Consider the following 13,543-nt stretch of genomic DNA (forward strand, 5'->3'; position numbering starts at 1 on the left):
CCCGTATCCCGTGACCGCTGGGGAAACTCACACCGGACCCCCACGCGCACGTTCTGGCGAAGTGGTACGTCACTTGCCAAGTCGGACGGGATCGCTGCCCGGTTGCCGCCCCGGACCGAGGGTGGCGCAGATCACAGCAATGACGATGCCGCCGAGCAGGAAGAGGTAGGAGCCGCTTCCCGCGGCGAAGAGGAAGTCTCCCTCGGGGCGGCTGGCGGTGAGCAGGATGACGGCGAGCATCCAGCCCGCGGCGGCCGCGACGCCCCCGGCCCGGCTGCGGGTGAGCCGTGCGGCGCCCAGCACGAGCCCCGCCACACCGGCGAGGGCGAGCAGCAGCCCGCCCGGGAACCACCCCGGCTGCACCAGCGCCCCGGCGGCGCCGACCACGGCCCCGAGCAGCAAGAGCCCCAGGAAGGCGGCGGCCCGTCCGACGGACGGCGGCCGCAGCGGCTGGGCGAGCATCGGGCTCCGGTCGTTCATGAGACCTCCTCCACACCGGCGAACAGGTCCGTCTCCCGCTCGTCGGAGCCCCGCTCGCCCCGCACCAGTTCGTAGTACTCCGTGGTGAGGAGCGGCTGAGCGAGTTCGTTGGACAGCACGAAGTACGGCTCGGCCACGGTGATCTGGGTGGCGTGGGCACGCATCGCGGCGGCCTTGGCGGCGGCGTGGGCGCTGCCGTCCACGACGGTGGTGATCCGCTCGTCGGCCACGACGCCCGGCACGTCGTCGACGGCGGCCGACTTGGTGAAGGGCAGACCGGGCAGGTCCTCCTGGAGCCGGGTGAAGGCCTGCTCCACAACGGGCCGGGGAACCCGGTTCCAGTAGACCTTCGGGATCTTCCATCCGGACTCGGCGGACAGTTCGGCGGCGCGCATGGCGACCCGGTGGGCCTGGATGTGGTCGGGATGGCCGTAGCCGCCGTTGTCGTCGTAGGTGACGAGGACCTGGGGGCGCACCTCGCGGATCACCTCGACGAGGTGTGCCGCGGCCTCGTCGACGTCGGCCTGCCAGAAGCAGGCGGGGTCGTCGTTGTCGGGCAGCCCCATCATCCCTGAGTCGCTGTAACGTCCGGCGCCGCCGAGCAGCCGGAAGTCCTGGACGCCCAGCTCGGCCATGGCGGCGCTGAGCTCGCTGCGCCGGTGCTGGCCCAGGGCGGCACCGGCCAGGTGGGCCAGATCGGGCGGGATGACCTCGCCGCGCTCGCCGAGGGTGCAGGTGACCAGGGTGACGTGGGCACCCTCGGCCGCGTACCTGGCCATGGTCGCGCCGTTGTTGATCGACTCGTCGTCCGGGTGCGCGTGCACCAGCAGGAGACGACGGGAGGGCAGTTCCGTCATGGGACCAGCCTATGAGGCGCCGGGGCGCAGGTCGTCACGCCCTGGGGCGTCGTAGCGCGGCAGGCCGCTCGTGGAGATGGTCCACTCACCGATGGTGACGTCCTCGCCGTGGGCCGGCTTCGTGCCGTACGCGGTCGAGGGCTGACCGGCGGCCCTCCAGGCTTACGAGGCCCGACTAGGGGAAACCGGACCTCGGGACGGATGAGGCATGGCCTCCGGCCGGGTCCCGCCACTTCCCTCGGGGCCCCGGCCGGAAGGCACCACGCTCAGAACTTGATGCTGCCGATCATGCCCGCGATGTTCGTCGTCAACTCGCTGATCGTGGGAGCGACGGTCGAGGAGGCGAGGTAGAAGCCGAGCAGCATGCAGACGATCGCATGCCCCGCCTTCAGGCCCGACTTCTTGATCAGCAGGAAGACGATGATCGCCAGCAGCACCACCGCCGAAATCGAGAGTGCCACGGCGGCTCACCTCCAAAGATCCACAGGGGCGCGGGGGGTCGGGCTATGGGGGCATTAAATCCGTACAGCAGCAAGCAGGTTCATACCCACTATGCGACATTGATCATAACTATCCGTCCGCCGCATCGCTCGGCGCACGGCCGCACAAGGGGGCGCATGGCCAATATGGTCAGGGCATGACGACCGAGCCTGACTCCTTCCCCCGGCGGCACGCCCGTACCCAGCGCTTCACGCTCGGCGCGCCGCGTTCGTTCACTGTGGCGCCCGACGGTTCACGTGTCGTGTTCCTTCGCTCGAGTTCCGGTTCGGACCGGGCGAGCGCCCTGTGGGTCCTCGACACGGAGGACGGCCAAGAGCGCGTGGCCGCCGACCCGCGCGCCCTGCTGGGCGGTGCCTCGGAGGACCTCTCGCCCGAGGAACGTGCCCGGCGTGAACGCAGTCGCGAGGGCGGGGCCGGCATCGTCGGGTACGCCACCGACGCGGCCGTCGAGTTGGCCTCTTTCGCCTTGTCAGGACGGCTTTTCGCGGCCGAGCTGCGGGCCGGGACGGCGCGTGAACTGCCCGCTCCGGGGCCGGTGATCGACCCGCGTCCGTCGCCCGACGGGCGGCATGTCGCCTACGTCGCCCGGGGTGCCCTGCGGGTCGTGGGCGCCGAGGGGGACGGCGACCGGGCGCTCGCCGAGCCGGATTCCGAAAATGTCTCATATGGACTGGCCGAGTTCATCGCGGCCGAGGAGATGGACCGGTCGCGCGGCTTCTGGTGGGCCCCGGAGTCGGACCGGCTGCTCGTGGCACGGGTGGACGACACACCGGTGCGGCGGTGGTGGATCTCCGATCCGGCACATCCGGAACGCGAGCCGCAGCGGGTGGCGTACCCGGCGGCGGGCACCGGCAACGCGGACGTACGGCTGTTCGTCATCGGGCTGGACGGGGCGCGGACGGAGGTCGTCTGGGACCGGGCCCGGTACCCGTATCTGGCGCGTGTGCACTGGTCAGCGGCGGGTGCGCCGCTACTGCTCGTACAGGCGCGCGACCAGCGCGGCCAGCTGATCCTGGCGGTGGACACGGAGTCCGGCAGGACCCGGATGGTGCACGCGGACGAAGATCCAACATGGCTGGATCTTTTCCCTGGGGTGCCGTGCTGGAGTCCGGCCGGTCAGCTCGTGCGGATCGCGGACGAGGGGGGTGCGCGGGTACTGGCGGTCGGGGAACGGCCGCTCACCGGAGCGCAGTTGCATGTCCGCGCCGTTCTGGACGTCTCCGAACAGGACGTACTGGTCTCGGCGTCGGCGGGTGAGGAGGCCGTCGACGCGGAGACGGGTCAGGTGCATGTGTACCGGGTGAACGAGCTGGGTGTGGAACGGGTGTCGCAGGAGCCGGGCGTGCACGCGGCGGTGCGGGCCGGGAACGTGACCGTGCTCGTCTCGGCGACACTGGACCGGCCAGGTTCGCGGGTGCGGGTCCTGCGTGACGGAAAGCCGACCCTGACTGTCCCCTCATACGCGGAAGATCCCGGTATGTCTCCCCGCGTGACACTCACCGAAGGGGGCGCACGCCGTGTCCCGTGCGCCGTGGTTATGCCTCGGGACTACGACGGTGACACCCCGCTGCCGGTCCTCATGGACCCGTACGGCGGGCCGCACGGACAGCGGGTGCTCGCGGCCCACAACCCGTACCTCACCTCGCAGTGGTTCGCCGACCAGGGGTTCGCGGTCGTGGTCGCGGACGGGCGGGGTACCCCCGGACGTTCCCCCGCCTGGGAGAAGGCCATCCACCACGACTTCACGCTGTCGCTGGACGACCAGGTGGAGGCGCTGCAGGACCTCGCGAAGAGGTATCCGCTGGACCTGACCCGGGTGGCGATCCGCGGCTGGTCCTTCGGCGGCTGGCTGGCGGGTCTCGCGGTGCTGCGCCGCCCCGACGTCTTCCGCGCGGGGATCGCCGGGGCGCCGGTGACGGACTGGCGGCTCTACGACACGCATTACACGGAGCGCTATCTCGGCGACCCGGAGAAGCACCCGGAGTCGTACGCGAGGAGTTCCCTCGTGACGGCCGACGGACTGTCGTCCCCCGCTGAACCGCACCGGCCGCTGATGATCGTGCACGGCCTCGCCGACGACAACGTGGTCGTCGCGCACGCCCTGCGCCTCTCCTCGGCGCTGCTGGCGGCCGGCCGGCCGCACGAGGTGCTGCCGCTGTCCGGGGTCACGCACATCACCCCGCAGGAACAGGTCGCGGAGAACCTGCTGCTCCTCCAGGTGGACTTCCTGAAGCGGTCGCTGGCATAGCCGCAGCACCGCAAAGCGGCACGAACTGCGTTAACGCGCAAGCAACTTCACGGAAGCGGTACCGATATACGGACGCACGAGACTGAGCAGCGTACGGCCGTGCGGGTGCCGTAAAAGGGCCGGGGCGCGCCATGTCGCCCCGGCCCTTTGCCGTGGCTCCGACGGGGCGCGGCAGCCCTGTGGCTGCCGGAAACGGCCGGTTCCCGGCACCTCTGTGAGGTGCCGGGAACCGGGACGGTCGTCGCGAGGGCGGTTCAGGCCGCGTGGACCACGTCCTTCTCCTCGGCGAAGTGGCAGGCCGACTCGTGCGCCGCCGGTGTGTCCTCGCCCTTGAAGCGCTCCGGGACCGCCAGCAGCGGGATCTCCTCGGCGCACTTGTCCTGCGCCTTCCAGCAGCGGGTGCGGAAGCGGCAGCCCGACGGCGGGTTGGCCGGGGACGGGACGTCGCCGGTGAGGATGATCCGCTCGCGGTTGGCCCGGGCCTCGGGGTCGGGGACCGGGACCGCCGACAGCAGCGCCTGGGTGTAGGGGTGCGTCGGGTGGTCGTAGATCTGCTCGTCGGTGCCGATCTCGGCCATCTTGCCGAGGTACATCACACCGACCCGGTCCGAGATGTGCCGGACGATCGACAGGTCGTGGGCGATGAAGAGGTAGGACAGGTTGAACTCGTCCTGCAGTCGCTCCATCAGGTTGATGACCTGTGCCTGGACGGAGACGTCCAGGGCCGACACCGGCTCGTCGCAGATGATGATCTCGGGGTTCAGGGCCAGGCCGCGGGCGATGCCGATGCGCTGGCGCTGACCGCCGGAGAACTGGTGCGGATAGCGGTTGATGTACTCCGGGTTGAGGCCGACGACGTCCAGGAGCTCCTGCACCTTGCGGCGCCGGTCGCCCTTCGGGGCCACCTCGGGGTGGATGTCGAACGGCTCCCCGATGATGTCGCCCACCGTCATACGGGGGTTCAGCGAGGTGTAGGGGTCCTGGAACACCATCTGGATGTTCCGGCGGACCGCCTTCAGCGCGCGCCCGGACAGCTTGGTGACGTCCTGGCCCTTGTAGAAGATCTCGCCGGCGGTCGCCTTCTCCAGCATCATCAGCAGCTTGGCGACCGTGGACTTGCCGCATCCGGACTCGCCCACTATGCCGAGCGTCTCGCCCTGGAAGAGGTCGAAGGAGATGCCGTCGACCGCCTTGACCGCCCCGACCTGCTTCTTGAAGAGGATGCCCTGGGTGAGCGGGAAGTGCTTGACCAGGTTGCGCACCTGCAGGATCGGCTCGCCCCGCTCGACCGGCGCCTCGATCGCGGCGACCGCCTCCGACTCGGAGCGGGCGTCGACGACCTCGACTTCGGAGACGTTCGGCTCGGCGTCCTGCGGCTCGTCGGTCTTGCTGAGCTCAGCCATGGATCGTCTCCTTCCAGAAGTGGCAGGCCGAGCCGCGGCCGGCCAGCTCGGTGCCGTCCCGCTCGGCGACCGGGTGCAGGGGCGGGACGTCGGTACGGCAGACGTCCTGGGCCTGGGGGCAGCGCGGGTTGAAGGCGCAACCGGTCGGGATGCGCAGCAGGTTGGGCGGGAGCCCCTTGATCGCGTACAGCTCCTGGCCCTTCTGGTCCAGGCGCGGGATCGAGTCCAGCAGACCCTTGGTGTACGGGTGCGCGGGACGCTTGTACAGCTCATGGACCGGGGCGCGCTCGACGATGCGCCCCGCGTACATCACGGCGATCTTGTCCGCGACGTCGGCGACCACGCCGAGGTCGTGGGTGATCAGGATGAGACCCATGTTGTACTCGCGCTGCAACTCCGCGAGCAGGTCCATGACCTGGGCCTGGACGGTCACGTCGAGGGCCGTGGTGGGCTCGTCGGCGATGATCAGGTCCGGCTCCAGGGCGAGCGCCATCGCGATCATGATGCGCTGGCGCATACCGCCCGAGAACTGGTGCGGGTAGTCGTTCACCCGGGCCGCGGCGGCCGGGATCTTCACCCGGTCCATCAGCTCGATCGCCTTGACCTTGGCGTCCTTCTTGGACATGCCCTGGTGGACGCGGAACATCTCGCCGAGCTGGTAGCCCACGGAGAGCACCGGGTTCAGCGAGGACAGCGCGTCCTGGAAGATCATCGCGATCTTGCTGCCGCGGATCTTCCGGCGCTCTTCGCCGGACATCTTCAGCATGTCCTGGCCGCGGAAGAGGATCTCCCCCTTGGGGATGCGGCCGGGCGGCATGTCGAGGATGCCCATGATCGCCTGCGCGGTCACGGACTTGCCGGAGCCGGACTCGCCGAGCACGGCGAGCGTCTCCCCCGCGGCGACCGAGTAGTTGACGCCGTTGACGGCCTTGGCGACCCCGTCGCGGGTGTGGAACTCCACGTGCAGGTCGCGGACTTCGAGCAGCGGGCGGCCCGTGTCCTCGGAGCCGTCCGGAGCGGGGCTCTCGGCCGTTTCATCGATGATGGTCACGTACGCCTCCCTCAGCGCAGCTTGGGGTCGAGGGCGTTGCGTACCGCATCGCCGAACATCAGGAACGAGAGCACCGTAATCGAGACCATCACCGACGGGATGATCAGGGTGTGGGGGGCGATACGGAGCTGCTCACGTCCTCGCGCCACGTCGCCGCCCCAGGACACCGCCGTGTCACCGAGCCCCACTCCCAGGAAGGACAGGGTGGCTTCGGCCGCGATGTAGCCGCCGAGCGCGATGGTCGCCACGACGATGATGGGCGCGAGCGCGTTGGGCAGGATGTGCCGGAGCAGGATCCGGGACGTCGACGCGCCGAGTGCCTTGGCGGCCACCACGTAGTCCGACTGCTTGATGGTGATCACGGCACCGCGGGCGACACGGGCGATCTGCGTCCAGCCGAGGAAGGCGAGGGCCATGATGACGACGAAGACCGTGCGGTCGTCGAAGGAGTTGAGCACCACCAGGGCGCCGAGCAGGAACGGGATGCCGAGGAAGACGTCGGTCATCCGCGAGAGCAGGGTGTCGGTCCAGCCGCCGAAGTAGCCGGCGATCATGCCGATGACCGTGCCGATGACGGTGACGGCGACCGTGACGCCGACACCGACGCTGATCGAGGCGCGGGCGCCGTAGACGACACGGGCGTAGATCGAACGGCCCTGGACGTCGTAGCCGAGCCAGTCCGCAGCGAAGAGGTGCCCCCAGTTCGGCTTGCCCAGGTAGTGCTTGGCCAGATCGGCGTCGCGCGGGTCGGCACTGGTGAACAGTCCCGGCCAGACCGCCATCACCAGCAGGAACACGATCAGCACGCCCGAGATGAGGAACAGCGGGTTGCGCCGCAGGTCGTGCCAGGCGTCGGACCACAGGCTGCGGGCCTTCTCGGGAGCGGGGCCCGCGTCGGCCACGACGACAGCCGCGGTGCTCACGGTGTCGCCGGGAAGGTCTTCGACCTTCTTCTCAACGGTCTTGTCAGGCATACCGGATCCTCGGGTCCAGGACCGCGTAGAGCAGGTCGACGATCAGGCTGGCAGCGAGGTAGATGAGCACCAGCAGCGAGGCGATGCCGACGACCGTGGCGCCCTCACGCCGGGTGAGCGCCTCGTAGACCTCGAAGCCGACACCTCGCACATTGAAGATGCCCTCGGTCACGATGGCTCCCGTCATCAGGCTGCCGATCTCGATACCGAGGAAGGTGACCACGGGAATCAGCGAGTTGCGCATCAGGTGGACACCGATGACACGGCGGCGTGGCAACCCCTTGGCCACGGCGGTGCGAATGTAGTCGGAACGCAGGTTCTCCGCGATCGACGTGCGGGTCAACCGGGCGACGTAGGCGAGGGAGAGCGACGCCAGCACGATGGCGGGGAGCGCGAGCTGGCCGAAGTCCGTCGTGTCGGTCACGGTGGGCGTGGTGACCTGCCACTTGAACGCGAACAGGTACTGCAGCAGGAAGCCCAGCACGAAGGACGGCATCGAGACGAGGAACAGCGTCAGCGTCAGCAGTCCGCGGTCACGCACGGTGTCGGGGCGCAGGCCGGCGACGACACCCAGGCCGATGCCCACGAGCGTGACGAAGGTGAAGGCGAAGAGCGTCAGCCGGAGGGTCACTGGGAACGCGCCGGCGATGATGTCCGCGATGGGCTGCTTACTGGCGATCTGAGTACCGAAGTCGCCCTGGAACAGCCCGACCATGTAGTTCACATACTGCTGAAGGAGCGGCTGATCGAGGCCGAGATCCTTCTTGATGCTCGCGACCACTGCCGGGTCGTACGCCTGATCCCCCATCATCGCCCGGACGGGATCGCCGGGCAGGGCGTACATCATGCAGAAGATGATCAAGGTTGACCCGATGAACACCGGGATCATCTGGAGCAGTCGCCGTGCGACATAGCGCCCCATAGGTGCCTCCGTGAGGGGTTAACGCAGGTGCGGGGGCCGCCTCCTGGTGAGGAGACGACCCCCATACACCTCCCACCGCCACCTGAGCGGCGGCGGGTTTACGGCCGAGGGGGAAGAGGTCCGAAAGGCCCTCTTACTTGGTGGTGACGCCCCACACTTCGAGGTCACCGTGGAAGTCGACGTTGACGTTGTCGACGTTCTTACCGTGGCCGCCGTTGATGCGGTAGTACCAGAGCGGGATGGCCGGCATGTGGTCGACCAGCTTCTTCTCGACCTCCTGGAAGGCCTTCACCGACTCCTCGAGGGACTTGGCGTTGTCCGCCTTGTTCATCAGCCCGTCGATCTCCTTGTTGGAGAAGTGGCCGTTGTTGGCCTCGGCGGTGGTGTGGTACAGCTCCTTCATGAAGTTGGCGTTGACCGGGTAGTCGGCCACCCAGCCACCGCGGTACATGCCCTTCACCTGGTCGTTGTCACGGGCCTCGAGGTCCGTGGCGAAGTCCGGCTTGGCGTCACCGGTGCACTCGACACCGGTGGCCTTGCGGATGGACTCGCAGACCGCGGTCACCCACTCCTTGTGCCCACCGTCGGCGTTGTACTGGACGGTGAACTTGTTCCCCGGGACGCCGCCACCCTCCTTGATGAGCTGCTTGGCCTTCGCCGGGTTGTACGTGAACACGTCCGTGTCCAGGTTCTGGTAGCCCTTGACGCCCGGCGGGGTGAAGCCCTTGGCCGGGGTACGGGTGTTGTTCAGAACCGTCTTGGTGATCGTGTCGCGGTCGATCGCCATCGACAGACCCTGCAGGACCTTCGGGTCGATGTCCTTGAAGGTCTTGGAGTAGAACGCCGGGGTCAGCGTCTGGATCGCCGCGTACGGCTGCTCGATGGCGCCGTCACCCAGGTCCTGCTTGTACTTCGGCAGGTCCGTCGGGCCGACCTGGCGGATCATGTCCAGGTTGCCGGAGACGACGTCCTTGTAGGCGGCTTCGACCGTCGTGTAGTTCTTGAACAGGACGCCCTTGTTCTTCGCCTTGTTCGGGCCCTGGTACTCGTCCCAGGCCTTGACCTGGATGAGCTTCTTGTGGTCCCACTTCTCGAACTTGTAGGGACCGTTGCCGACCGGCTTCTGGCCGAAGGCCTTGGGGTCGTCGTAGAAGGCCTTGGGCAGCGGGGCGAACGTGTAGTAGCCCAGCTTGTAGTTGAAGTACGGCATCGTGTACTTCAACTCGATGGTGAAGGTGTGGTCGTCCACGGCCTTCAGACCGGACATGGAGTCGGCCTTCGGGTCGCCCTTCTCCGGGTGGACATCGTCGTAGCCCTTGATGTCCTGGAACCAGAAGGAGTTCTGCTGGTTGTTCTTGATGTTGGCGTACCAGTTCCAGGCGTCGATGTACGACTTGGAGGTGACTTCCTCGCCGTTGTGGAACTTCCAGCCCTTCTTGAGCTTGACCGTCCACGTCTTCGAGTCGTCGGAAGTGACCGACTCGGCGTTCGTGTTGACGATGTTGCCCTTGGCGTCGAAGTCCAGCAACTGGGTGAAGAGCGCCTGGACGACGTACGAGCCGAGCTGCTCGTTGGTGTCAGCCGGGATCAGCGGCTTCTGCGGCTCGCCGACGTCGATCGAGACGTACCCCGCAGGGCCGGAACCCTTGCTCTTGCCCTCACCGTCACCGCCGCCGCCGCAGGCGGTAGCGGCCAGGGCGACGACAATCGCCCCCGCGACCCACTTGGCGCTGCTGGCACCACGCATGGGTTCCTCCTATGAAGTCATTGGTTCACCGCGAAGGGAGCACGGACAGACCACCGCCACCGCCCGTCGCCGGTACCGGAAATCGTCAAGTGCCCCCGCGCTCGTGAGTCGGCGCCGCCGCCGGCGGGTGACCCGTTCATCCGAGCTCTACGCGCCTAACTATCTGCCAAACACCATGACCGAACCACACTCTCGAGGTCTCGGTTCGATCACAGCTCGCGTATACATCTTCCAAAATCCGGACAAAGGGTTTGGTGAGAGATCCCTGCGAAACGGACTTGTTACACATCTATCGGTGCTGACTGTCCGCATTCCGGACGAGAGAATGAGATAAACCGGTTGCGGCTGCCGTGGCTCCCGTGCAGGGTGCCACCGGTGCCTGTCGCGCGCTCAAGAGATTGTCGCCGCGTGGCTGTCGCCCGGCGCCTGACACAGGGCAGAGCAAGGCGTTCCGCAGCAGGGTAGTGGGAGCCAGGCGTCTCGAACGGCCGTCCCGCGCAAATCGAGGGTTTTCCCTACCCGTTCCCTGGGCGTTGCCTCACCGCACATGCAGGCGCTTCTGATCAATTGAGTCGACACCCGTTCCGGTCCTGCGCGAAACTCCCCGGGATGCCTCGACGAACCGACACGCCTCCCACGTGGGACGAGCGTACGCAGCTGGCCACGGTCCTGGACTACGCGCGTGCCACGGCACGGGCCAAGTGTGAGGGTGTGTCCGCCGAAGACGCCCGCAGGGCCCCGCTCCCGAGTTCACCGCTGATGACGTTGTGCGGACTGATCAGCCATCTGCGGTGGGTCGAGTACTACTGGTTCCAAGTGATGTTTCTGGGCGAGGAGCTCGCGGGGCCGCTCGCCGAGGCGACCGACGGTGATCCGGACCCCGAGATGCGGACAGCGGTCGACGTCCCGTTGCCCAGGCTTCTCGCCGAGTACGAGGAACAGAGTGCCCGCTACCGTCGCCTGGTGTCCGACCACGAGCTGAACGCGACGGCCAAGCGTCCCATCGGCGACGGCCGCCACGTCGACCTCCGCTGGGTGATCCTCCACCTCATCGAGGAGACGTCCCGCCACAACGGCCACCTGGACGTCGTGCGTGAGCTCGTCGACGGGCGGACCGGCGTCTGAGGGACCCCGGCGCCGCGCCCGTCCGGCCGCGTTGCCGGAGGGCCCCGGTAGCTCCGCGGAGCTACCGGGGCCCTCCGGCTTTCGGGACCGTCAGCCGTGCTTGGCGCGGCTCGCGGCGCGGGCGCGCTCGCGGGCGTCCAGGTTCACCTTGCGGATGCGCACGGCCTCCGGGGTGACCTCGACACACTCGTCGTCACGGCAGAACTCCAGGGACTGCTCCAGCGACAGCTTGCGGGGCGGGACGATCGACTCGGTCACATCGGCCGTCGAGGACCGCATGTTGGTGAGCTTCTTCTCCTTGGTGATGTTGACGTCCATGTCGTCGGCGCGGGAGTTCTCGCCGACGATCATGCCCTCGTACACCTCGGTGCCCGGCTCCACGAACAGCACGCCGCGCTCCTGCAGGTTCGTCATCGCGAAGGCGGTGACGGCACCGGCGCGGTCGGCGACCAGCGAGCCGTTGTTACGGGTCTGCAGGGTGCCGAACCAGGGCTCGAAGCCCTCGTGGATGGAGTGGCCGATGCCCGTGCCGCGGGTCTGCGTCAGGAACTCCGTACGGAAGCCGATCAGACCGCGGGAGGGCACCACGAACTCCATGCGGACCCAGCCGGAGCCGTGGTTGGACATGTTGTCCATCCGGCCCTTGCGGACACCCATGAGCTGCGTGACCGCGCCCATGTGCTCCTCGGGAACGTCGATCGTCATGCGCTCGACCGGCTCGTAGACCTTGCCGTCGACGTCCTTGGTGACGACCTGCGGCTTGCCGACGGTCAGCTCGTAGCCCTCGCGGCGCATGGTCTCGACCAGGATGGCCAGGGCCAGCTCGCCGCGGCCCTGCACCTCCCAGGCGTCCGGCCGCTCGGTGTCGAGCACGCGGAGGCTGACGTTACCGATCAGCTCGCGGTCGAGGCGGTCCTTGACCTGACGGGCGGTGACCTTGCGGTCCTTGACGGCCGCCTTCGCGTCGGCGCCCTTGCCGGTGCCGCCGCGGCCGACCAGGGGGGAGGTGTTGGTGCCGATGACCATGGAGATCGCCGGCTCATCGACGGTGATCAGCGGCAGCGCGACCGGGTTCTCCGGGTCGGCCAGGGTCTCGCCGATCATGATGTCCGGGATACCGGCGACCGCGCAGATGTCACCCGGGCCGGCCTTCTCGGCGGGCTTGCGGGTGAGCGCCTCGGTCATCATCAGCTCGGAGATCCGCACGTTCTGCACGGAGCCGTCGCGCTTCATCCACGCGACCGTCTGACCCTTCTTCAGCTCGCCCTGCTGGACGCGCAGGAGCGCGATACGGCCGAGGAAGTTGTCGGCGTCCAGGTTGGTGACGTGCGCCTGGAGCGGGGCGGCCTCGTCGTAGGTCGGGGCCGGAATGTGCTCCAGGATCGTGGAGAAGAACGGCTCCAGGCTGGTGGAGTCGCTCGGGACCGTGCCGTCCTCGGGCTTGGTGAGGGACGCGATGCCGTCGCGGCCGCAGGCGTAGACGATCGGGAACTCGATCTGGTCCTCGTCGGCGTCCAGGTCCAGGAAGAGGTCGTACGCCTCGTTGACGACCTCGTCGATCCGCGAGTCGGGGCGGTCCGTCTTGTTGATGCAGAGGATGACGGGCAGCCGCTGCTGGAGCGCCTTGCGCAGCACGAAGCGGGTCTGCGGCAGCGGGCCCTCGGAGGCGTCCACGAGCAGCACCACGCCGTCGACCATCGACAGACCGCGCTCGACCTCGCCGCCGAAGTCGGCGTGGCCGGGGGTGTCGATGATGTTGATGGTGATGGGGTCCCCGCCGTCCTTCGGGTGGTACTTCACCGCGGTGTTCTTGGCGAGGATCGTGATGCCCTTCTCACGCTCCAGGTCGTTCGAGTCCATCATGCGGTCGTCGACCGAGTCGAGCTGGTGCGCGGCGAAGGCGCCGGCCTGCTTCAGCATGCCGTCGACGATGGTGGTCTTGCCGTGGTCGACGTGGGCGACGATGGCGACGTTGCGGATGTCGTGGCGCGTGGCCATAAGAAGGCGTACTCCCGGAGTGGTGAGGAATGCCCTGCGCGTACGTCGGTGGTGCGCGGGCCCTGCCGGGCTCAACATGCCACGGCCTCACCCCATGGTACGGGTACGCTCCCGCTGGGGTGAGCCGGGATACGTCGGTGCAGGTCAGGCCCATATTCGGGGCGCTCGGAGTCGCCGTCCGGGCCTACTGGGGGCTGTCGCCCCAGGCCCCCGCTCCGGCCTGAGCGGCCTCGTCCT

Annotated in this window: 11 protein-coding genes; 2 read left to right on the top strand and 9 right to left on the bottom strand. The window is 68.1% G+C overall.

What is annotated here, in order from left to right:
• Positions 1 to 69: 69 nt before the first annotated feature.
• From IE97_RS0106335 to IE97_RS0106345, 3 genes are all read right to left on the bottom strand, one after another.
• Positions 70 to 480 carry a DUF6113 family protein gene (locus tag IE97_RS0106335; protein ID WP_030232585.1) on the bottom strand — a complete coding sequence of 137 codons (411 nt, stop codon included), beginning with the start codon at positions 478 to 480 and terminating at the stop codon, positions 70 to 72.
• On the bottom strand, positions 477 to 1,337 hold the full coding sequence (mshB, locus tag IE97_RS0106340; RefSeq protein WP_030232589.1) for an N-acetyl-1-D-myo-inositol-2-amino-2-deoxy-alpha-D-glucopyranoside deacetylase: 861 nt from the start codon (positions 1,335 to 1,337) through the stop codon (positions 477 to 479). Before mshB ends, IE97_RS0106335 begins: the two co-directional genes overlap by 4 nt.
• A gap of 266 nt (positions 1,338 to 1,603) precedes the next feature.
• Positions 1,604 to 1,798 carry a hypothetical protein gene (locus IE97_RS0106345; RefSeq protein ID WP_003992731.1) on the bottom strand — a complete coding sequence of 65 codons (195 nt, stop codon included), beginning with the start codon at positions 1,796 to 1,798 and terminating at the stop codon, positions 1,604 to 1,606.
• 176 nt (positions 1,799 to 1,974) lie between these two features.
• On the opposite strand from IE97_RS0106345, the gene IE97_RS0106350 reads away from it, so the two are divergent.
• Entirely contained in the window at positions 1,975 to 4,086 is a 2,112-nt protein-coding gene (locus IE97_RS0106350; protein ID WP_030232594.1) for a prolyl oligopeptidase family serine peptidase, read from the top strand.
• Between the two features lie 254 nt (positions 4,087 to 4,340).
• On the opposite strand, the gene IE97_RS0106355 is transcribed toward IE97_RS0106350, so the two are convergent.
• From IE97_RS0106355 to IE97_RS0106375, 5 genes are all read right to left on the bottom strand, one after another.
• Positions 4,341 to 5,489, bottom strand: a complete 1,149-nt coding sequence (locus IE97_RS0106355; RefSeq protein ID WP_030232598.1) for an ABC transporter ATP-binding protein — start codon at positions 5,487 to 5,489, stop codon at positions 4,341 to 4,343.
• Positions 5,482 to 6,540, bottom strand: a complete 1,059-nt coding sequence (locus IE97_RS0106360) for an ABC transporter ATP-binding protein (RefSeq protein ID WP_030232602.1) — start codon at positions 6,538 to 6,540, stop codon at positions 5,482 to 5,484. The genes IE97_RS0106355 and IE97_RS0106360 overlap by 8 nt, the downstream gene beginning before the upstream one ends.
• Positions 6,541 to 6,551: 11 nt before the next feature.
• A complete protein-coding gene (locus IE97_RS0106365) occupies positions 6,552 to 7,514 on the bottom strand; it encodes an ABC transporter permease (RefSeq protein ID WP_030232604.1) in 963 nt (320 codons plus the stop codon).
• Positions 7,507 to 8,436 (bottom strand): ABC transporter permease, encoded by a 930-nt coding sequence (locus IE97_RS0106370; protein WP_030232609.1) that lies wholly within the window; start codon positions 8,434 to 8,436, stop codon positions 7,507 to 7,509. The genes IE97_RS0106365 and IE97_RS0106370 overlap by 8 nt, the downstream gene beginning before the upstream one ends.
• Positions 8,437 to 8,569: 133 nt before the next feature.
• The gene (locus IE97_RS0106375) at positions 8,570 to 10,183 is read right to left on the bottom strand and encodes a peptide ABC transporter substrate-binding protein (RefSeq protein WP_030232614.1); all 1,614 of its coding nucleotides are present in this window, start codon (positions 10,181 to 10,183) and stop codon (positions 8,570 to 8,572) included.
• Positions 10,184 to 10,792: 609 nt separating this feature from the next.
• Here IE97_RS0106375 and IE97_RS0106380 point away from each other — a divergent pair.
• On the top strand, positions 10,793 to 11,308 hold the full coding sequence (locus IE97_RS0106380; protein ID WP_030232618.1) for a DinB family protein: 516 nt from the start codon (positions 10,793 to 10,795) through the stop codon (positions 11,306 to 11,308).
• Between the two features lie 90 nt (positions 11,309 to 11,398).
• On the opposite strand, the gene typA is transcribed toward IE97_RS0106380, so the two are convergent.
• Positions 11,399 to 13,306, bottom strand: coding sequence for a translational GTPase TypA (gene typA, locus IE97_RS0106385; protein WP_030232622.1), 1,908 nt, complete (start codon positions 13,304 to 13,306; stop codon positions 11,399 to 11,401).
• Positions 13,307 to 13,543: the final 237 nt, after the last annotated feature.

It is taken from the genome of Streptomyces sp. NRRL S-455 (assembly GCF_000717875.1).
Taxonomy (GTDB): Bacteria; Actinomycetota; Actinomycetes; order Streptomycetales; family Streptomycetaceae; genus Streptomyces.